This window comes from Halorubrum sp. SP9 (genome assembly GCF_005435015.1).
In the GTDB taxonomy this organism is placed as follows: Archaea; Halobacteriota; Halobacteria; order Halobacteriales; family Haloferacaceae; genus Halorubrum; species Halorubrum sodomense.
The window spans coordinates 1-20,724 of the sequence record NZ_SGXU01000041.1 but is presented as its reverse complement, the minus strand read 5'-3'; the positions used below and the strand labels follow the sequence as shown (position 1 = coordinate 20,724).

General features: G+C 68.9%; 17 protein-coding genes. 3 read left to right on the top strand and 14 right to left on the bottom strand.

Annotated elements, in window-relative coordinates:
• On the bottom strand, positions 1–523 hold a 523-nt coding region (locus EXE45_RS14850; RefSeq protein WP_199233642.1), incomplete at its 3' end, for a lysylphosphatidylglycerol synthase domain-containing protein.
• A 145-nt stretch (positions 524–668) separates the two neighbouring features.
• Here EXE45_RS14850 and EXE45_RS14845 point away from each other — a divergent pair.
• Together EXE45_RS14845 and EXE45_RS14840 are read left to right on the top strand one after the other, a co-directional pair.
• Positions 669–971 (top strand): hypothetical protein, encoded by a 303-nt coding sequence (locus tag EXE45_RS14845; RefSeq protein WP_092920618.1) that lies wholly within the window; start codon positions 669–671, stop codon positions 969–971.
• An 80-nt stretch (positions 972–1,051) separates the two neighbouring features.
• Positions 1,052–1,612: a rhomboid family intramembrane serine protease gene (locus EXE45_RS14840; protein ID WP_137694778.1), complete on the top strand. Its 561-nt coding sequence runs from the start codon at positions 1,052–1,054 to the stop codon at positions 1,610–1,612.
• An 87-nt stretch (positions 1,613–1,699) separates the two neighbouring features.
• Here EXE45_RS14840 and rpsJ read toward each other — a convergent pair whose 3' ends face one another.
• The 6 genes from rpsJ to EXE45_RS14815 form a co-directional block, all read right to left on the bottom strand.
• A complete protein-coding gene (rpsJ, locus tag EXE45_RS14835; protein ID WP_004048854.1) occupies positions 1,700–2,008 on the bottom strand; it encodes a 30S ribosomal protein S10 in 309 nt (102 codons plus the stop codon).
• A gap of 3 nt (positions 2,009–2,011) precedes the next feature.
• Positions 2,012–3,277, bottom strand: coding sequence for a translation elongation factor EF-1 subunit alpha (gene tuf / locus EXE45_RS14830; RefSeq protein ID WP_092920616.1), 1,266 nt, complete (start codon positions 3,275–3,277; stop codon positions 2,012–2,014).
• A gap of 174 nt (positions 3,278–3,451) precedes the next feature.
• Entirely contained in the window at positions 3,452–4,459 is a 1,008-nt protein-coding gene (locus EXE45_RS14825; RefSeq protein ID WP_137694777.1) for a homoserine dehydrogenase, read from the bottom strand.
• Positions 4,456–5,085, bottom strand: coding sequence for an amino acid-binding protein (locus tag EXE45_RS14820; RefSeq protein WP_092920614.1), 630 nt, complete (start codon positions 5,083–5,085; stop codon positions 4,456–4,458). Before EXE45_RS14820 ends, EXE45_RS14825 begins: the two co-directional genes overlap by 4 nt.
• Positions 5,082–5,222, bottom strand: a complete 141-nt coding sequence (locus tag EXE45_RS19705) for a hypothetical protein (RefSeq protein WP_158293704.1) — start codon at positions 5,220–5,222, stop codon at positions 5,082–5,084. The genes EXE45_RS14820 and EXE45_RS19705 overlap by 4 nt, the downstream gene beginning before the upstream one ends.
• 208 nt (positions 5,223–5,430) lie before the next feature.
• Entirely contained in the window at positions 5,431–7,620 is a 2,190-nt protein-coding gene (locus tag EXE45_RS14815) for an elongation factor EF-2 (RefSeq protein ID WP_092920613.1), read from the bottom strand.
• 262 nt (positions 7,621–7,882) lie between these two features.
• Between EXE45_RS14815 and EXE45_RS14810 the strand changes: the two genes are divergently transcribed.
• Complete coding sequence (locus EXE45_RS14810) at positions 7,883–8,527, top strand: bifunctional 4-hydroxy-2-oxoglutarate aldolase/2-dehydro-3-deoxy-phosphogluconate aldolase (protein WP_137694776.1); 645 nt, start codon at positions 7,883–7,885, stop codon at positions 8,525–8,527.
• A 273-nt stretch (positions 8,528–8,800) separates the two neighbouring features.
• Here the strand turns inward: EXE45_RS14810 and polC are convergent, their stop codons facing one another.
• The 7 genes from polC to EXE45_RS14775 all read right to left on the bottom strand — a co-directional run.
• Positions 8,801–13,897, bottom strand: coding sequence for a DNA polymerase II large subunit (polC, locus tag EXE45_RS14805; RefSeq protein ID WP_137694775.1), 5,097 nt, complete (start codon positions 13,895–13,897; stop codon positions 8,801–8,803).
• Between the two features lie 37 nt (positions 13,898–13,934).
• Entirely contained in the window at positions 13,935–14,354 is a 420-nt protein-coding gene (locus EXE45_RS14800) for a PPC domain-containing DNA-binding protein (RefSeq protein ID WP_017341912.1), read from the bottom strand.
• A gap of 230 nt (positions 14,355–14,584) precedes the next feature.
• Positions 14,585–14,974 (bottom strand): NifU family protein, encoded by a 390-nt coding sequence (locus EXE45_RS14795; RefSeq protein WP_007995326.1) that lies wholly within the window; start codon positions 14,972–14,974, stop codon positions 14,585–14,587.
• A 69-nt stretch (positions 14,975–15,043) separates the two neighbouring features.
• Entirely contained in the window at positions 15,044–15,373 is a 330-nt protein-coding gene (locus EXE45_RS14790; RefSeq protein ID WP_092920609.1) for a DUF5783 family protein, read from the bottom strand.
• A 314-nt stretch (positions 15,374–15,687) separates the two neighbouring features.
• Positions 15,688–17,817, bottom strand: a complete 2,130-nt coding sequence (katG, locus tag EXE45_RS14785) for a catalase/peroxidase HPI (protein ID WP_137694774.1) — start codon at positions 17,815–17,817, stop codon at positions 15,688–15,690.
• A gap of 350 nt (positions 17,818–18,167) precedes the next feature.
• Complete coding sequence (gene lpdA, locus EXE45_RS14780; protein WP_092920607.1) at positions 18,168–19,595, bottom strand: dihydrolipoyl dehydrogenase; 1,428 nt, start codon at positions 19,593–19,595, stop codon at positions 18,168–18,170.
• Positions 19,595–20,724: dihydrolipoamide acetyltransferase family protein (locus EXE45_RS14775; protein WP_137694773.1), on the bottom strand; the 1,130-nt coding region annotated here is incomplete at its 5' end. The genes EXE45_RS14775 and lpdA, both read right to left, overlap by 1 nt.

Below are 20,724 nucleotides of genomic sequence, written 5' to 3'. Positions count from 1 at the left end.
CGATCTCCCCGTCCGGCGCCGCGGCCCGCCCGTCGACGAGCAGGGCCGCGAGCGCGGCGCCGCCGAGGACGCCGAGCGCGACCAGGTCGAAGGCGCGCTCGACCGCCAGCGACGCGACGCCGGTGGGATAGGGGACGCCGCGGCGGTCGTTCAGCAGGTACGCGCGCACCCCGTCGCCGGCCCGCGCGGGGACGATCAGGTTCGCCGTCTGACTCGCGAACACCGTCGCCGTGAGGAACGCCGTGCGAGGGCGGTGACCCATCGGCGCGAGCACGTCGCCGTACCGTCGACCGCGGACCGGCCACGAGGCGAGGTAGACGGCGAGCGCCGCGAGGAGGAGCCACGGGTCAGCCGCGACCGCCGTCGCGACGACGGCCTCGACGTCGAGGGTCCGCGTCAGCACCGCGCCGCCGACCGCGAGGACGAGGACCGTCCCCGCGACCGCGAGCGAGCCTCGGGGCAGACGCTCCCGAAGTCGAACGAGGCGCTCGCGGAGCCGAGCGGCGGCGACGCGCGGGTTCATCCATTCGTTTAGGTCGCCCTAAAGAATAAAACGCTGGCGGTTCGCAGAGAAGCGGCGGGGGCTCGTCGACGCGCCGAGCGGCGGCGGCGCGGCCGGGCTCCGAACCGACGCAACACGTTTGTTCGTAGAAATCGAAATACCACGCATGAACGCGAACGAGGCCGTCCCCGGCTCCGCGACCGACGCCGTGCGGATGTGGCTCGTCGAGCGCACCTACTCCGACGACGAGCAAAATATGGTGATCCTCACGTACGCGACGCCGGACGGCGAGCGCTACTTCCGGAAGGAGCGCGCGCTCACCTCCTTCTCTGACGTGCGCGACACCACGGCCGCCGTCGACGCGGCGTCGTCGAACGTCGGGACCGTCGACGACCCCGACGACCGCGAGCGGTACGCCGCCGAGGCGGCCCGGATGGCGAACGCGCACGACCCCGACGACGTGATCTGAGTCGCGCCGGGCTCCCCCGCGCGACCCGCAACGGTCGGCCCCGCACACCCTTTTCACCGCGCGGTTCCAACCCTCGCCCGATGCGCGCCACCCTCGAAACGCTCGGGATCGTCCTCCTCGTCGGCGCCGCACAGGCCCTCCTGAGCCTCGTCGGCCGCTTCGGACTCCTCGCGCTGTCGACGCCCCTCTCCGTCGCCCCGTGGACCCTCATCACGAGCGTGTACGCGCACGGCTCCGTCGGTCACCTCGTGGCGAACGCCCTCGCGCTGCTGCTCGTCGGTCCCCTCGTCGAGCGCCGGACGACCCGCCCGCGCTTCCACGCGTTCGTGGTCGCCACCGGCGCGCTCGCGGGCGCCGCGCAGGTGACCGTCGGGAGCCTGCTCGGCCCCCCGGCCGCCGTGTTGGGGATCAGCGGCGCCGTCTTCGCGCTCGGCGGCTACCTGCTCGCCGGCAACGTCGTGAGCGCGACGCTGTTCGACCGGCTCCGGCTCTCGCCGCGGGTCCAACTGCTCCTGTTCGGCCTCGTCGCCGTCGTCCTCACCGCGACGACGGCCGCGCCGGGCGTCGCGCTGATCGCGCACGCGACGGGCGCGTTCTGCGGGCTCGTCGCCGGACGGATGGGCCTGCTCGACGCGAGCTGAGCGGGGCGGGACCCTGGGCGAAACGCGATCGGCGCCGCCGCTGGACGGGACGAAAAAACGAGAGGGGAAAGAGAAACGCCCTAGCGCTCAGTCTTCGAGAACGATCTCGATGCTGACGTCGTTCGGCACTTGGACGCGCATGAGCTGGCGGAGCGCGCGCTCGTCGGCGTCGATGTCGATCAGCCGCTTGTGGACGCGCATCTCCCAGTGCTCCCACGTCGCCGTCCCCTCACCGTCCGGGGACTTGCGCGACGGGATCTCGAGCGTCTTCGTCGGCAGCGGGATCGGGCCCGACAGGGCGACTCCCGTCGAGTCCGCGATCTCGCGGACGTCGTCGCAGATGTCGTCGAGGTCCTCGGGGCTCGTGCCGGCGAGGCGGACGCGTGCCTGCTGCATCGATTATCGCTCGTTGACTTCGAGCACCTTGCCGGCCGCGATGGTCTGACCCATGTCGCGGATGGCGAAGCTGCCGAGTTCCGGAATCTCGCCGGACGGCTCGATGCTGAGCGGTTTCTGGGGACGCACGGTGACGACCGCGGCGTCGCCGGACTTGATGAAGTCCGGGTTCTCCTCGGCGACCTCGCCCGACGAGGGGTCGATCTTCTGGTCGATCGACTCGATCGTACAGGCGACCTGCGCCGTGTGGGCGTGGAAGACCGGCGTGTAGCCGGCCGTGATGACCGACGGGTGCTGCATGACGACGACCTGCGCCTTGAACGTCTCGGCGACGCTCGGCGGGTCGTCGGCGGGGCCGACGACGTCGCCGCGGCGGATGTCGTCTTTCCCGATACCGCGGACGTTGAACCCGACGTTGTCGCCGGGGCCGGCCTCGGGCACCTCCTCGTGGTGCATCTCGATCGTCTTCACCTCGCCGCCCACGTCGGACGGCTGGAAGGAGACGTTGTCGCCGGTGTTTAAGATTCCGGTCTCGACGCGTCCCACGGGGACGGTCCCGATGCCGGAGATGGTGTAGACGTCCTGGATGGGGAGACGCAGCGGCGCGTCCGTCGGCGGCTCGGTCTCCGGGAGGTCGTTGAGCGACTCCAGCAGGGTCGGGCCGTCGTACCACGGCGTGTTCTCGGACGCCTCGGCGACGTTGTCGCCCTCGAACGCCGAGATCGGCACGAACGTGGTGTCGTCGGTCGCGAAGCGGACCTGGTTGAGCAGGTCCTCGACCTCGCCGATGACCTCCTTGTAGGAGGACTCCTGGTAGTCGACCAGATCCATCTTGTTGACGCCGATGATGAGCTCGTTGATCCCGAGCGTGCGGGCCAGGAACACGTGCTCGCGGGTCTGGGGCGCGACGCCGTCGTCGGCCGCGACCACCAGCACCGCGTTGTCGGCCTGCGAGGCGCCCGTGATCATGTTCTTCACGAAGTCACGGTGGCCCGGGCAGTCGACGATGGTGAAGTAGTAGGTGTCCGTGTCGAACTCCTGGTGGGCGATGTCGATCGTGACGCCGCGCTCGCGCTCCTCGGCGAGGTTGTCCATCACGTAGGCGAACTCGAAGCCGCCCTTGCCCTTCTCTTCGGCTTCCTCGCGGTGCTGCTCGATTACGTGCTCGGGGACGCTCCCCGTCTCGAAGAGGAGGCGACCCACGAGCGTGCTCTTGCCGTGGTCGACGTGGCCGATAATGGCCAGGTTCTGGTGCGGTTTGTCACTCATGGGGTAATCACGCGCTAAGGCGCTCTGTGAGTAAGTTTCGGTAGATTCCACTAAAACGGTTTCGATACGGGCCACAGAGTATCGCGCCGCGGTCCGGCGATTCTCGACAACGCGGGGCACGACAGAACGACGCACGCCCCGGCTCGCGGTGGCGGAATCGGTACCCGGAGGGACCTACTCCAGTCGCCCCACGTCGCCGAGGACCGCGCTCGCGGTCTCCGGGCCGCCCGCGCCGCGGCCGGAGATGTTGAGCCGGCCGGCGTGGGAGGTCTCGATCTGGACGATGTTCTGGGTGCCGGAGACCGCGAGCGTCCCGTTCTCGGGGACGAGCCGCGGCGCGACCCGGACCGCCTCCCCGGTCGCCTCGCCGATCAGCCGCACCGTCCGGCCGTCCTCGGCGGCGAGCCGGAGCGCGGAGCCGGGCACGTCGCGGATCCCGGAGACGTCGGCGTCCTCGAGCGTGAACTCCCGGGCGTCGGTCGGGTCGTCGACCGCGCCGAAGGAGAGCACGTTCGCGAGGATGACGCACTTCAGCGCCGCGTCGGTGCCGTCCACGTCGAAGGAGGGGTCGGCCTCCGCGACGCCGAGGTCCTGTGCCTCCGCGAGCACGTGATCGTAATCGAGTCCCTCCGCCGCCATCCGCGTGAGGATGAAGTTCGCCGTCCCGTTGAGCACGCCCCGGACCGCGGTGACGTGGCCCGGCTCGATGTCCTCGACGGTCGACACCGCGGGGATCGCGCCGCCCACCGTCGCCTCGAAGCGGATCTCGCCGTCGCTGTCGTCGACGGCCGCCCGGAGGTCCCCGAACCGCTCCGCGACCGGTCCCTTGTTCGCGAGGACGGCGTGGCGGTCGCGCTCCAGGGCGGTCGTCACGTGCGAGAAGCCCGGCTCGGCGTCGCCGAGCGTCGTCGGCGTCGCCTCCACGAGGATGTCGTAGTCGGCCGCGAGCGCGTCCGCGGGGTCGTCGTCCCCGACGATTCCCCGTTCCGCCTTCCGGGCCGCGACCGCGTCGGGGTCGACGCCGGCGCGTCCGTCCGAGCCCGGGCCGCCCGTGCCGCCCGTCCCGTCCGCGACGACCGCGCTCGACGAGTCCGCGACCGCGACGACCTCGTGGCCGTACTCGCCGGCCAGTTCGACGACGGAGCGCCCGACCGCCCCCGCACCGATAACCGCGAGTCTCACGCGTCCACCCCCGTGAGCGGCTCGACGACCCGAAGCTCTTTCTCGGTCGCCAGCTCGCGGACCGCCGAGAGCGCCGCCTCCGTCTCGCCCGCGCGAGCCTCGAGCCGGAGCCGCGCGCTCGACGCCTCCTCGGTGCCCTGCGGGGCCGCGAGCGACACGTCGGCGACCGACGCCGACTCGCAGGCCTCGATCCGCGAGAGCGTGTCGGAGAGGTCGGTGTCGATGAGGTGGCCGAACAGGAGCAGCGTCACCTCCTCCGCGTACCGCTCGGTGCCCGCCTGCATCACGTTCACGCCCTCGCTGCGGAGCGCGTCGACGATCTCCTCGAACCGCTCGGGGGTCGCCTCGAAGTCGACCTCGACCGGGATCCGCCCGCGGGGCGTCTTGTTCCCGCGCTCGTGGTAGATCGACAGGAGGTTCCCGCCGTTGTCCGCGATCGGGTGGAGCGCGGCGAGCAGCTGTCCGGGTTCGTCGACGAGCTCCAGCCGGACCGTGTGCGTCGAGGGCGTCGCCGCCGCGTGGCCGCCGTCCGGAGAGGGCGCGTCGCCGCCCTCGCCGTCGACTGGAGCGGCCGCGTCCTCCGCGTCGAGCGCGGCCTCCGGCGCCCCGTCGCGGCGGTCGCTCACGCCGTCACCTCCGGCGCGTCGCCGCGGTCGGCCCGGTCCGGGACGCGCGTTCGCGGACACGTTCCTGTCCCCGGCGTGGAGCGGTCGCTCGGTGGCTCCGTCGCGGTGCGCCGGGGTGGAGTCGTGCCCGTCTGCATACCCGAACGGAGTCGGACGATCGGGTATAAGCCTTCGGCGGGGGCAGGCGTTGCCTCTCTCTCGTCTGCCAACGCGGCGCACGGATTCGAGTGGGTAGGCGGTCGGTTCGGTCGATCCGCCGCTGTGGGAAGTCAGAGCCGAAGAAGGCGAGAGAATAACGGGAAAAGAGCGAGAGAAACGGCCGAAACCGCGGACCGCGCCGTCGACTTAGAAGTAGTCGATCGACTGCGGCAGTTCCAGCTTCATCCCCTTGCGCTCGCGGATCTCCATGATCTTCTCGCGCTGGAGGTTGTCGACGAGGACGCGGAAGCCCGCGTTCTCGGTGTTCCACGAGGCCCGACCCTCGGTGGCCGAACGGATGTCGGAGGAGAAGCCGATCATCTCCTCGACGGGCGCGATGCCCTCGACGACCATCAGGTCGCCCTCCTGGTACATGTCGTCGACGCGACCGCGGCGGCCCTGGATCTCGCCGGACGCGGCGCCCATGTGCTCCGAGGGGACGTCGATGCGGACGTCCTGGATCGGCTCCAGCAGGCGGACCTCGCCGTCGATCAGCGCGCGGTGGACCGCGTCGCGGACCGCCGGGATGACCTGCGCGGGCCCGCGGTGGATGGTGTCCTCGTGGAGCTTCGCGTCGTGGAGGCGGAACAGCGACCCCTGGACCGGCTCGGCGGCCAGCGGACCGTCGTCGAGCGCTTCCTGAAGCCCCTCCAAGACGAGCTCCATCGTCTCGTTGAGGTGCTGGATCCCCTTCGTGTCGTCGATGAGGATGTTGGTCCGGTGGATGTCCTCGACGTTCTGCGAGGTGTCCTTGTCCATGCCGGCCTCCTGCAGCGCCTCGCGGCGCTCCAGTTCGGGCATGTCCATCGAGACCTCGCCGAGCTGGATGGCGTCGACGATGTCCTGGTCCATCGGCTCGACGGTGAGGTAGAACTTGTTGTGGCGGTTCGGGGACTGCCCCTCGACCTCGCGGGAGGCCTCCTGGGGCTGTTCGCGGAACACGACGATCGGTTCGCCGGTGATGACCGGGATGCCCTGATTGTCGCGGATCCGCTGGGTGATCACTTCGAGGTGGAGCTCGCCCTGGCCGCTGATGAGGTGCTCGCCGGTGTCCTCGTTGATCTCGATCTGGATCGTCGGGTCCTCCTTAGCGACCTGCTGGAGCGTCTCGATGAGCTTCGGCAGGTCGTCCATGTTCTGGGCCTCGACGGACTTCGTGATGACCGGCTCGGAGATGTGCTCGATCGACTCGAACGGCGTCATCTCCACGGAGGAGACGGTGGAGCCGGCGATGGCGTCGCGGAGGCCGGTGACCGACGCGATGTTCCCCGCCGGGACGCGGTCCACCTCCTCGCGTTCCGATCCCATGAAGAGCCCGACGCTCTGGATGCGGTTCTTGCCGGCGGTCCCGGAGACGTACAGCTCCTGGCCCTTCTCTAAGGTCCCGGAGAAGACGCGGCCCGTCGCGATCTCGCCCGCGTGCGGGTCCATGGAGATGTCGGTGACCATGAAGACGACCTCGCCGTCCTCGTTGACCATCCGCATCGTGTCGGCCAGCTCGCTCTCCGGGTCACCGCGCCAGATGCGCGGGACGCGACGAGGCTGCGCGTCGACCGGGTTCGGGAAGTGCTCGCAGACCATGTCGAGCACGACGTCCGACAGCGGCGTGCGCTCGTGGAGCTCCTGCCGCTCGTCGTTCTGCTCGAGCTCCATGATGTCCGCGAAGTCCATGCCGGTCCGCTGCATCGAGGGCATCGAGACGCCCCACTTGTACAGCGCGGAGCCGAACCCGACCGTCCCGTCCTCGACGGAGACGGTCCAGTCCTCGGGGATGTCGTCCATGTTCTCGGCCATCCCGCGGATGAGCTCGTTGACGTCGGCGATGACGGAGAGGAGCCGCTCTTGCATCTCCTGTGGCCCCTCCTGAAGCTCCGAGATGAGGCGGTCGACCTTGTTGATGAACAGCGTCGGCTTCACGCCCTCGCGGAGCGCCTGCCGGAGCACCGTCTCCGTCTGGGGCATCGCGCCCTCGACGGCGTCGACGACCACCAGCGCGCCGTCGACCGCGCGCATCGCACGGGTGACGTCGCCCCCGAAGTCCACGTGGCCCGGGGTGTCGATGAGGTTGATGAGGTGGTTGGTGTCCTCGTACTCGTGGGTCATCGAGACGTTCGCCGCGTCGATGGTAATCCCCCGCTCCTGCTCGTCCTCCTTCGTGTCCATCGCGAGCTGCTCGCCCGCGGTGTCCTGGGAGATCATGCCGGCGCCGGCCAGCAGGTTGTCGGAGAGCGTCGTCTTCCCGTGGTCGACGTGGGCGGCGATGGCGATGTTCCGGATGTTCTCCGGGGAGTCCATCAGCCGCTCACATTCCTGAACGATCTTCTTGCGTCGGCCCATTATACCGTGTGTTACCGAAAGGAGGGTCAAAAGGGTAGTGTTTCGTCGCAGCCGTTTCGCCGGGGATCACCCCCCGATCCCCGCCGATTTCGTGTCGACGGGTGTCACGGGATCGTATTGACGGGTGTCACGGAATCGTGTCGACGGGTGTCACGGGACGACCGGTCGAACGGTCGGTCCCGCGGTCGACGCCGCCCGCGCTCACCGGGAGCGTTCGCGAGCATCGGCGCGGTTTTAAGTACCGACTCGGGAAACGGGGGGTATGAACGAGACGCTCTCACGGCTCGTCGACAGCGGGGTCGTCGCGGTGCTGCGCGGGGTCGAGGCCGACCAGCTCATCGGGATCACGGAGGCGCTGTACGAGGGCGGGGTCACCGCCGTCGAGATCACCGCCGACACGCCGGACGTCGCGGAGAAGCTCGGCGCGGTCGCGGGCTCCTTCGACGACGAGGTCGTCGTCGGCACGGGGACGGTCCTCGACAGCGAGACGGCGAGGACGACCCTGATGGCGGGCGCGGAGTTCGTCGTCTCCCCGAGCCTCCACGAGGACGTGATCGAGACGTGTAACCGCTACGGCGCCGTCAGCGCGCCCGGCGTGATGACGCCGACCGAGGCGATCCGCGGCTACGAGGCCGGCGCCGACTTCGTGAAGGTGTTCCCCGCGAAGACCGTCGGTCCGGACCACCTCGGCGCGATGAAGGGCCCGCTCGGGCAGATCCCGATGATGCCGACCGGCGGCGTGAGCCCCGACAACGCGGCCGACTACGTTGAGGCGGGCGCGTTCGCGGTCGGCGCGGGCGGCGCGCTCGTCGACTACGACGCCGCCGAACGCGGCGACTACGAGGCCATCACCGAGACCGCCCGCGAGTTCACGCGCGTGGTCGAGGACGCACGCGACGACGACTGAGGGGGCGAGCGCCGCCGCGACGGGTCTCGAACTTTAACGGTCTGACAGACCATGCCGAACGGATAACCGTGCGAGAGCGTAACAACCGACCGGCTTCCAGCCCGCCGACGAGAGGCACACCCGTCTGGAAGTCACCCTGAGAACGTTGTCGGAACCCAACCACCGGCCACTCCCCGTGACCTCCCGTGACAAGGAGACCCACCCCGTCGCCGCGGTCTCCCTGCCGTAGCCCCCTGCCGCGGCGACACGGGGACCGGCCCGCGGCCGCGGTCGTCACATGAAGTCGGCGATGCCGGACTGCTTGTTCGTGTCGTCTTCGAATATCGACTCCAGCGACCCTTCTAACACCTTCAGCCGCTGTTTCGTGTAGGGCCGGCAGTCGAACCGCTCCGCCACCTCGATGGCGGTGTCGACGTACTTGCTCACCGACCCCTCGTGGACCGTGAGGTTGACCCGGCCGCCGCACTCGCGGCACTCGCCCGTCAGCGGCATCCGGCGGTACTTCTCACCGCAGTCGAGACAGCGCGTCTCCTGGCGCGAGAACGCCCGGAGGTTGCCGATGATGTCCGGCAGGAAGTGGTACTCGATCACGCGCTCGGCCACGTCTGTCTCGTCGACCGCGCGCAGCTTCCGCGCCAGCTCCAGCTGCGCGTCCATCTTCTCCATCATGTCGCCGAGCGTCTTGTACGCCGAGAGATCCGGCCCCATCGCGATGTCCGTCGTGTCGTGCGTGTGGTCGAACCCGTGGTACTCGTCGTCGGTGCCGAGCGTGTCCTCCCCGGTCTGGATCAGCTCCTCGACCGCCTCCGGGTCGGCCAGCTCCCGCGACGCCTCGTACAGCTCCAGCGGGTACTCCCGCACGATGTCAACGTTGTGCGCCTCGTCGTCGATCTCCGAGGGGTCGATCCGAGAGGACATCACTAAGGGTGCATCCATGCGCCCGCCGCGCTGGTCCGGCAGAAATTCTTTCGAGAAGTTGAGAAGTCCGTCCATGAGAAGCATCACACAGTCCTCGTCGCCGTCACACTGATCGACCGACAGATCGTTCGCGACGAGAGAGTGCGTGTCCTCGACGGTGAGGCAGTAGACGTGCTCAACGTCGCTCTCGACGACCTCCACTTCGTCGACGTTCTCGACAAGGTATTCTCCGGATCCGCCGTCCGACACCTTCGGTGCGTACGGCTCGACGGACGAGACGTTCCCCATCAGCCGATCGCGCTTCCGAGAGAGGTGGAAGCCGGCAATTTCAGAGAACCGAACGGCATCGTGTGACGAGACACTAAGGACGTACGTCTGCGCGGTCATCCGCGGATCGCTCTCGTCGTAGAACTCGGGAAACTTATCATGGAGTTGGACCCTCTTCGGTCGGTCGACAGTCGCGTGAATGTCGAGCCGCCGCAGGAGACCGATCAAGTCCTCTCGAAGCTCCTCGCTCACCGTCGTCGCGGTGATTCGGAGCGATCCGTCATCCACGCTGCCGTCGCCGCTGAAGTAGCCACTCAGATACGCTCCGACGATCTCATCGGGTGCACCGAAGATCCGATCAGGGACTCGCTTCGTGTGTGCGTACACACCGGAGTCGAGCACCGAGTCGAAGAACGCACGCAACAGGCGACCGGAGACGGTCACTTTGGCGTGATTCTCTTCGTACGGGTCGACCCCGAACTCCTCTCGCAAAACGTTGAGGAAGAACTCCCTCGCCTCCGTTTCCGTCCCGCAGATCGTCGTCTGGTGGATCGTCCCCTTCGGCGTCTCCTGTTCGCGGGCGAACCCTTCCGCCGCGTAGTAGCCGAGTAGCGTCGCGACGCGCTCGTTGAGATCGACGAACCGATCGATCTCCGTGCGATCGCGTTTCATTCCGAGGGTGACATCGTCCGGAACGAACGCGAGCATCTCGTCGAGCGAGGAGAAACACTGCTGAAGATACGAGACAGGGAAGCTCTCCCGGTATAGGTAGTTACTCAGCGTCTTTTTGTTCGTCTCGAACACTTCGGTCATGCTCTGGAGGGGATAGAACCGCCCGTCCCAGTCATCCGCGAAAGCGTCCTCGAAGAGATCGTACAGCCGGTCTTTGTCCAGCCCCTTGATCATGAGGCGGTCGGTCGGAACCGCGTCAGACCGGACAAACTCGGCGAGGAGGTCGAACCGCTGCGGGTCCCGACTGATGTCGTCGGACCCGATCGAGTCGGGGATCACCAGCCTGTCGTTCGCGTCGAGTTCTCGCGCCTCTCTGCTGGCGACCTCGTCCCGTTCGTCGTCGTACACGTGAACCCCGTGGTCTGGAGTGACGGTTATCGATCGACCTGACTCGGTACGAACCCGCACGAGGTGGTTCGGTGCGTCGTGCTTGCTGACTGCCTCTACCGAACGAGAGACGCGATCGCCATCCGCGGTCAACGACGGAACGCGCAGGTCACCGTCGACGTCTTCTAATTTGCCGACAGCCGTTCCGAAGTCGTCGAACTCGACGTCGGACCGATCGAGGTACGTCTCGACGAACGCCTCGATTTCGTCGTATCGTAGCTGACCGGTCTCGTCCTCGTACCAGATCTTCGTCTCCGGATGGAAGCAGTTCCGACGTTTCGCGGCGTGAAAGTACGGATGCGCGTATCCGACCGCGGCCGAGGTGAAACCTACCACTCTCCCGACAGTCGCCGCGCTCGTGTGGGGCGCCATCCCGAAGACGAGCTCGCCGACGAGGTCGTCGCGCTCGTTCACCTCGTAGAAGCGGTCGAGCCCGTAGAACTGTTCGAGCAGGTCGTCGACGAAGTCGGCGGTCTTCAGCATGTGCTCGGCCGCGCCGTCCGAGAGGACGATGTCCTGGACCCGGAGCTCGACCACCTGGTCGTCGTGGCGCAGCGGCTCGCCGTCGATATCGGTCTCGTACCCCAGCTCGCGGAAGTGGTCCGCGGTGACGTCGAGCTCCGCGGGCTTGACCGCGGTGACCGGGAGGTCGGTCATGTCGTACCGGACCGTGCCGTCCTTGAACGAGGTGATGCCGTTCTTCGCGCGGAGGACGCCCTTCTCGATCGGCTCGGGCGTCTTGTTCCGCGAGGTGAGCCCCTGGACCCCCTTGAGGATCTCGAAGGCGGACTCGCGCTCGCCGACGTTCTCGAGGGCGGAGCGGTACGCGTCGTTGACGTCGACCTCCCGGCGGGTCGCCGCCGTCACCTCCCACTCGCAGCGCGGGCACTCGACGCGGCCGGCCTCGTCGGGCTCGCAGACGGTGCCGCAGTCGCCGCACTCGTAGTACGGCTCGGTGTGCGTCTCGCAGTCGGGACAGAGGGCGGCGTAGGTGTGCTCGCCGCAGTCCGGGCAGACCCGGTCGGAGACCTCCAGTTCGTGTCGCCCCCGGTGGCCGGTGTCGTCCATGACGTTCGCGGCCTCGGCGACGTCGCGCTGGGGACCGCCCGCCTCGTTGATCGGGAACAGAGTGTGAACCGCGGGGGACAGATCGCGGCTCTCCGACTTCTCCGGCCGACCCATCCGGTTGCCGACTCTGGTGGGGGCGCGCTCGCGGACCTCGAAGGGGGCGACCTCGTTGACCGCGCGGATCGCGTTCTCGCCGTCGGCGTGGCCGCGGGCCGCCGCCGAGAGGTCCCCCTCGTCCCACTCTTTCCGGAGCCCGTCGTCGACCCCGAGCGACCGCGCGAGCGGCCGCCACGTCGGGATCCGGAGCGCGTCCGGCGTCGCCGCGTGTTCGACCAGCAGCGACTCCAGCGCGTCCTGGACCGGATCGGTGCGCTCGATAGCGAGGACGCCCTCGACCACGTCGCCCGCGGCGACCGCGTCCGCGAGCGTCGCGAACGCCGCGACCGAGACGTCGTGCCAGAGGTACGTGTACTCGGGGTGGAGGGGACAGTCGTACTCGCGCGCCCACGAGAGCGCCTCCTCGACGGCGGGGCGTTCGAGGTCGACGTGGGGGTCGTCCCCCATGGCCTGTACGTCCGCGCCGGCCGCCTCGAACTCCTGAACCCACCACTCGGGGGCGTACGACGCGGGCGCGAGCGGGTGGTTGTTCTCGACGAACTCCCCGTAGTTGACGAGGTACTCACCCAGGTCGAGCACCTCCTCGATCCCGTTGCGGACCGCCTTCGCCTCTTCGGGGTCGTCGATCCGGCGGACCTCACCGTTCGCGAGGCGGACCGTCGGTCCCTCGATGGAATCGACGGGGACGACGCCGTGGGCCTTGCCCGGCCGCTCCGTCTTGATCTGCGTGCCGGCCGCGAGGAAGTCGTCGACGATGTGCATCGTCGCGGGGTGGACGCCGCCGGTCGCGAACCCGTGGTTTCGCGCGCGACCGTACCGGAGCCGGAACCCGCCCGCCTCGCTCGGGTGCGTGAACACGGGCCGACCCGCGATCAGGTCTCGGAGGAACTTCTGGGAGGGCTCTGCCCGGAGCGGTCCCTCGGGCTCGGCGTCGGTCCCGGACTCGCCCTCCACTCCGTCCGATTCGCCGTCGCCTCCTTCGGCGTCGTCTCCGTCAGCCGCTTCGGCCTCCGCGGCGTCCCCGTCGCCCGCGCCATCCTTCCCGATCGTCCCGTCGATCAGGTCCTGGAGCCACGGCCAGTCGACCTCCTCGAGGTCGCGGGTGTACCGCTGGATCTTCGGGGCCTTCAGCGCGATCCCCTCGGCGGCGACGAGGCACATTCCGCCGCGCGCGGAGTTGGTGTCGACGCGTTCCAGGTCGCGGAACCCCGAGACCTCCTCGTCGCTCGTCGCCTCCCCGTCGAGCATGACCGGGATGTGCTCCGCGATGAACTTCGACTCCTTGTCCTTCGGCGTGTACTGGAGCCCGGTGTCCTTGTCGTAGAGGGCGATCTCCTCGGCGTAGCGCTCGACCTCGACGTCGCGGGGCTTGTACTCGTCGACGTCGAGCAGGGACCGGGCGTAGTCGGCAACGAGCACGGACAGCGCCTGGGCGGTCCCGCCCGCCGAGCGGATCGGGCCGGCGTAGTAGACGTTGACGAACTCGGTTCCGTCGTCGTTCTCCAGCAGTTCGACGCGGTCGATCCCCTCGATCGGCGCGGCGACGACGCCCTCGGTGAGCAGCGCGACGGCGGTCCGGACCGCCCCCTCGATCTTCCCCTCCCGGGAGTCGTAGTCGCCCACGTTGCCGTCGACGAAGTCGGTGACGAGTTCCAGCGCCGCCTCCTCGCGGGACATCTCCCCCTCCAGGTCGCGGACGCGTTCCGCGACGCCGTCGATGCCGAGGATGTTCTCGACGCGGTCGGCCATGTCGCGGGCGACCGGGATCTCGATCTCGGGCTCCGGGTCCCGGCCCTGCTCTTTGGCCGCCTCCGCGACGTCCCACGCCTCGTCGAGGCGCTCTTCGATCCGCGCGAAGTAGCGCTCGTCGTCCGGTCTCATCGGGCCTCGGTGGGGGCCGCGCGACGCGGTCGGCGGGTCACAGCCACAGGTCCAGGTCCGTGGCCTCGTCGTGGGAGCGCTCCAGCGGCTCGGCGAACGCGCGCAGGTGACACTCGCCGGCCCAGACGGTCGCCGAGTCGAGGTGGCCCGCGAGCGCCTGCCCGCTCGGCCGCGAGAGCACGACGTGGGTGTGCGCGAACACGTCGCCCTCCAAAAGCGAGACGTTGCCCACGCAGGCGGCCACCTCCAGCGGCTCGTCGAACGTCACCGAGCGGTACTCGGTCTCCTCCTGGTCGTAGAACCAGACGTCCGCGTCCTGGACCGCGCCGAGCGCCGTGAACCAGCCGGCCTCGACGTCCTCCTCGCGGGCGAGGCTCTCGATCTCCTCGCGCCAATCGGCGCCCGTCTCGAACCGCGCGACGTACTCCGCCGTGGGTTCGACCTCGCGATGGTACATAGCAACTCCCCACGGCTGCCGGGGAGAAAAAGGCTTCAGTCGCCTCGACCGAGCCCAGCGATCCGAATTCGGTATAGCGATATACAGTTCAATCAGCGCTAGCGGGGAGTCACAAGAGGAACCACGAAAGAGTCGTTACGACGCGGGTGACCCGCGAACACGGTCGCCTATCGACGAACGGCGATGCGACTCGCGGAACGAGAGAGGAGAAGGTCGCGGTTCGAACCGACTTAGAACGGAGCCTGGGGGCCTTCGTCGTCGCCGCCGTCGTCGTCGGTCGTCTCGCCGGGGAAGGAGGGGGACATCCCGCCGCCGCTGCTGGTGCCGCCGAGGTCCCCGTCGGCGCCGGCGGCCGCGCCGGTGTCGGCGTGGACCGTCTCGATCTCGGGGATCTCCTTGACCATCCGGGACTTGATCGCCTGGATCGTCATCGGGGAGATACCGCAGCCGGAACAGGCGCCGCCGAGCTGGACCGTCACCTCGCCCTTCTCGCGGTCGAGGTGGGCGATGGCGGCGCTCCCGCCGTGCATCTGGATCTGCGGGAAGTTGCGCCGCAGGAAGTTCGTGATCCGCTCGCGGAGTTCGTTTTCCGCGTCAGCCGCGTCGGTGTCCGTGCTCATGCCCGCGAGTTGGCGGGCGGCGGGCTTATGCCTTTGGTTCGGGCGGATACGGGCCGCGACACCGCCCCGTCACTCCGGGCGATCGACACCGAGGGTGCGGTACAGCTCGGACTCGATCCGCTCGACGTACTCGTCGAGCGTCTCCTCGAACGTCTCGTCGTCGACCGCGACGGCGCCGCGGATGCGCTCGCGGGGGTTCTCCGGAAGTTCGACGCGGAACTCGCCGTCCTCGTAGAACGGTTCCGACTCGTTGAGCACGGTCTGATCGATGCCGTGGATCAGCTCCGAGTCGTACCGGTCGTTCATCTGCTCGAAGGCGTTCTTGTACGCCCGCTGGAGCTCGTTGAAGTAGTGCGCGTACTTGTCCTCGAACTTCTCCGGGTCGAACTCGTCGGCCATGTCGCGAGCGAGGGTCCGGCGGGAAAAAAGCCGGTCGATCGCCGCCGAGACCGCGGATCGGACGGGAAAGACGAACGTTCGGTCAGCCGGGGAGTCCGAGCTGAACTGGCGTAGTAAATCTCATGTCGCGATATAGAATCTGTCGCTCGCGGCGATAGCCGGTACTCCGGCGTCGCGCTACAGGCCGGACGCTAGGCAGCGCTGACGGGCCGGGAGACGTCGCTGAGCGACCAGCGACAGACGGGTGACGAACGGACGGCCACGGGAATCGGTCCCGAGCGACGCAAAAAGAAAACCGACCGCGGCGACGACCGTCAGTCGAGGTCGAAGCGGTCGAGCGTCATGACCTCGCTCCAGACCGCAGCGAAGTCCTCGACGAACTTCTCCTCGTCGCTGGCGTACACGTCCGCGATGGTGCGGAGCCGCGCGTTCGACCCGAAGACGAGGTCGGCGCGCGTCGCCTCCCACGCGACCTCGCCGGTGTCGCGGTCGCGGACCTCGTAGAGGTCCTCGGCGTCGGTGACCTCGTCCCACTCGTACTCCATGTCGAGCAGGTTGGCGAAGAAGTCGTTCGTCAGCGTCCCGGGCTCGTCCGTGAACGCCGTGCGGTCGCCGTAGGTCGCGCCGAGCGCGCGCAGGCCGCCCGCCAGCACGGTCATCTCGCTGGCGGTCAGGTTCAGCAGGTCCGCCTTGTCGACCATCAGGTCCTCGACATCCTCGTCGGTGTCACCGAGGTAGTTGCGGAACCCGTCGGCCTTCGGTTTGAGCGCCTCGAAGGAGTCGACGTCCGTCTGCTCGGCGGTCGCGTCGACGCGGCCGGGCGCGAACGGCACTTCGACGTCGTGGCCCGCGTCGGCCGCGGCCTGCTCGACGGCCGCGGTCCCGCCCAGCACGATGAGGTCGGCGAGCGAGACGCGGACGTCGTCGGCGCGCGACTCGTTGAACTCGGACTGGATCGCTTCGAGCGTCGAGAGGACGTCGGCGAGCTGCTCGGGCTCGTTGGCCTCCCAGCTCCGCTGGGGTTCGAGGCGGATGCGGGCGCCGTTGGCGCCGCCGCGTTTGTCGCTGTCGCGGTAGGTGGACGCCGCCGCCCACGCGGTCTCGACGAGCTCGCCGGTCGACAGCTCGGAGTCGAGGAGCGCCCCTTTGAGATCGGCGGCTTCCGCGTCGCCGATCGTCTCGTAGTCGGCCTCCGGCAGGGGATCCTGCCAGATCATCGTCTCCTCCGGGACCTCGGGGCCGAGGAAGCGCTCCGGCGGGCCCATGTCGCGGTGGATGAGCTTGTACCACGCCTTCGCGAACGTCTCCTGGAACTCGTCGGGGTCGTCGCGGAACTCCTCGAGGACCGCCCGGAAGTCGTCGTCCTCTTTTAGGGCGACGTCCGTCGTCAGCATCATGACGTCCTCCTTGTCGGAGGGGTCCGCGACGCCGGGCGCGGCGTCGTCGAGCTCGTCGTTCTTCGTGGTCCACTGCCACGCGCCGCCGGGGCCCTTCTCCGGCTCCCAGTCGTAGGTGAGCAGGTTGTTGACGTAGCTCATGTCCCAGACGGTCGGGGTGGCGTTCCACGGCCCCTCGATACCGCTGGTGATCGCGTCGGGGCCTTTCCCCTCGCCGAACTCGTTGTCCCAGCCGAGGCCCTGGAGGTCGATAGGGGCGTCCTCGGGTTCGGGACCGAGGTTGTCGCCGTCGTCGGCGCCGTGGACCTTCCCGAACGTGTGGCCGCCGGCGATGAGCGCGACGGTCTCCTTGTCGTTCATCGCCATGCGGCTGAACGACTGGCGGATGTTCTTCGCGGAGCCCTCGAGGTCCGGCTCGCCGTTCGGCCCCTCGGGGTTGACGTAGATGAGGCCCATCACGGTGTTGCCGAGCGGCGCCTTGAGGTCGCCGTTCTCGTCGAAGCGGTCGGGGGAGGTCGTCTCGAACTCGCTTTCGGGCCCCCAGTCGACCGAGTCGTCGCCCCGGAAGTCGTCCTCGCGGCCGCCCGCGAAGCCGAACGTCTCGAAGCCCATCGACTCGAGGGCGACGTTGCCGGCGAGCACGATGAGGTCCGCCCACGAGAGCTTGCTCCCGTACTTCGTCTTGACCGGCTCCAGCAGCCGCCGGGCCTTGTCGAGGTTCACGTTGTCCGGCCAGCTGCTGATCGGGGGAAGTCGCTGGTGTCCGCCGGCCGCACCGCCGCGCCCGTCGAGCGAGCGGTACGTGCCGGCGCTGTGCCACGCCATCCGGATGAACAGCGGACCGTAGTGCCCGTAGTCGGCGGGCCACCACTCCTTCGAGTCGGTCATCACGTCCTCGAGGTCGGACTTGACCGCCTCGAGGTCGAGCTCCTCGAACGCCGCCGCGTAGTCGAACTCCTCGTCGTACGGACCGATGTCGGCGGAGTTCTGGTCGAGCAGCTCCAGATCCAACTGATCCGGCCACCACTCTTGGGTGTTACTAGCCATCAAGAAATGGTCTCCCCTCGTCGCAGATAATATTGTCTACTTCGAGAAGAGAATCATCGTTATAACAGAGAGTTTCTATCGAAATAATGAAGTTCTATTTGTGGATCCGCGAAGTCGGCAACAGGGACCGCAGCGGCGCTCCGAGAGGTTTACCGCGCGGTAAGTGTCCCCTGCCGGCGGCGACGAGTCGTCTTTTCGACAGTTCGACCGTCGTGAGTGAGAGTCACATTCAGGGACTCGGCGGCGCATCGATTCGTCGCGGGACCTTGGCGGGGCGAGGATCGCGGCCGCACGGAACGCGGAGAGGTCGAACGCGGTCGGCGGTTCAGCCACGGAAGGGTCGAGCGCGGTCAGCGGTTCAGCGTGTGTATGGCCTGTCCGCGCGCGTTCTCGGCGGCCTCCATCACGGCCTCCGCGAGCGTCGGGTGGGTGTGGACGGTGGCGGCCACGTCCTCGAGCGTCGCGCCCATCTCGATCGCGAGCGCGACCTCGGCGATCAGCTCCGACGCCTCGGGGCCGACGATCTGCGCGCCGAGCACGAATCCGGCCTCCTCGTCGGCGACGATCCGGACGAACCCCTCGGTGTGGCCGGTCGTCATCGCCCGCCCGGAGGCGTTGAACGGCATCTGCCCGACGACGGGGTCGAATCCGGCGTCCTCGGCGTCGGCCTCGGTCATCCCGACCGTGCCGATCTCGGGGTCCGTGAACACCGCGGCCGGAACGGCCTGCCGGTCGAGTGCGGCCGGTTCGCCCGCGATCACCTCGGCGGCGACGATCCCCTCGTTCGAGGCCGCGTGCGCGAGCATCGGATCGCCCGCGACGTCACCGACGGCGTGAATGTGTTCGACCGCCGTGCGGGTGCGGTCGTCCGTCTCGACGAAGCCGCGGTCGTCCGTCTCGATCCCGGCCGCACCCGGGTCGAGCCCGTCGGTAACGGGCTGGCGGCCGACCGCGACGAGGATCCTGTCGACGCCGTACGTCGACTCATCTCCCGCCTCCGTCTCCGTGTGGAGCAGGTAGCCGCCGTCCGGCGCCTCCGACCACTCGCTCGCGCCCTCGCCGAAGTGGAACTCGACGCCCAGCTCCTCGGCGCGCTTGCGGACGATCCGCTTCACGTCGTCCTCGTAGGGGTCGAGGATGTCGTCGAGCATCTCGACGACCGTCACGTCGGCGCCGAGCTTCGCGTAGGTGGTCGCCAGCTCCATCCCGATGTAGCCGCCGCCGACGACCCCGAGCCGGTCCGGAACGGTCTCGGCGTCGAGCGCCTCGGCGGAGCTCCAGACGTGGTCCTCGGCGAAGTCGAAGCCGGGGATCTGGACCGGCCGCGAGCCGGTCGCGACGACCGCGTGTTCGAACGAGAGCGTCTCGGAGCCCTGCCCCTCGCCGCCGTGTGCGACGCGGACGGTGTTCTCGCCGGTGAACGAGGCGGTCCCGGCGACCAGGTTCACGCCGTTCGCCTTACAGAGCTTCTCGACGCCGCTCGTCAGCCCGTCGACGACGCCGTCTTTCCACTCGACCATCTTTCCCATGTCGACGGCGGGGTCCGCGTGGACGCCCATGAACTCCGCGTTGCCCGCCTCGTGGGCGAGCCCGCTGCCGGTGATCAGCGCCTTCGAGGGGATACAGCCGCGGTTGAGACAGGCGCCCCCGTAGGCGTCCTTCTCGACCAGCGTCGTGTCGAGCCCCTTCTGTGCGGCGCGGATGGCGGCGACGTAGCCGCCCGGCCCCGCGCCGATGACCAGTACCTCCGTTCCCGTGGTGACGTCTCCGACGACCATTATTCGGTGAGTAGCAACAGCGGGTGTTCAAGCTGTTCCATGACGGTGTTCGCGAACTCGGCCGCGATCGCGCCGTCGACGACCCGGTGGTCGATCGACAGCGAGAGCGGCAGCGTCGGCGCGGGGACGACCTCACTGTCCCCGTCGGCCCCCTCGCGCACGACGGGGCGCTCCTCGATGGCGCCGAGCCCCAAGATCGCGGTCTCGGGGTAGTTGATGATCGGCGTGGCGTACTCGCCGCCGATGGCGCCGAAGTTGGTGATGGTGAACGTGCCGCCCTTCATTTCGTCGGGCTTCAGCTTCCGCTCGCGGGCGCGGGCGGCGAGGTCGTTCACCTCGTCGGCCAGCTCGAAGAGCCCCTTCTCGTCGACGTCGTCGACGACGGGGACCATCAGGCCGGCGTCGGTCGCGACCGCGATCCCGAGGTTGTACTCGCGCTTCAACACGATCTCCTCCTCGTCCTCGCGGAGCTCGCTGTTGAGGTACGGATGCGCCTTCAGCCCGGCGACGATGGCCTTCATCACGAACGGCATGTAGGTGAGCTTCACGCCCCTCGCCTCGGCCTTCGGCTTCAGCTCCTCGCGGGCCTCCACGAGCGCGTCGACCTCGGCGGTGTCGTGGTGGGTGACGTGCGGCGCCGTGAACTTCGACCGTTCCATCTGCTTCCCGATAGTGCGCCTGACGCCGCGGTAAGGGACCGTCTCGTCGCCGTCGCGCTCGGTCGACGCGGTCCCCGAGGCGGCGGCCGCGGCCGTCGCGGCGGGCTCCGGGGTCGCCTCCGCGTCGGCCGGCTCCGCGTCGACCGGTTCCGGCTCCGCCGTCGGCTCTGCCGGCGACTCCAGCGCGTCCGCGTAGGCGTTCACGGCCTCGGCCGTGACGAACGCCTCGCCGTCGCGGGTCTCGTCGGTCGGCACGTCGTCGAGGTCCACGTCGCGCTCGCGCGCGACCTTCCGCGTCGCGGGCGTCGCGAGCGTCGTCTCACGGCCCGCCGGCTCGGGGGCATCGCCGCCAGCGCCGGCCGCGGAGTCGGCGGAGCCCCGCTTGCTGACCGCGGACTTCCGCTCGCCCGATCCGGTGTCGGTCGGCGCGGGCCGCGGCGTCGACGACTTCGACCGCGTCGTCGAGCGTG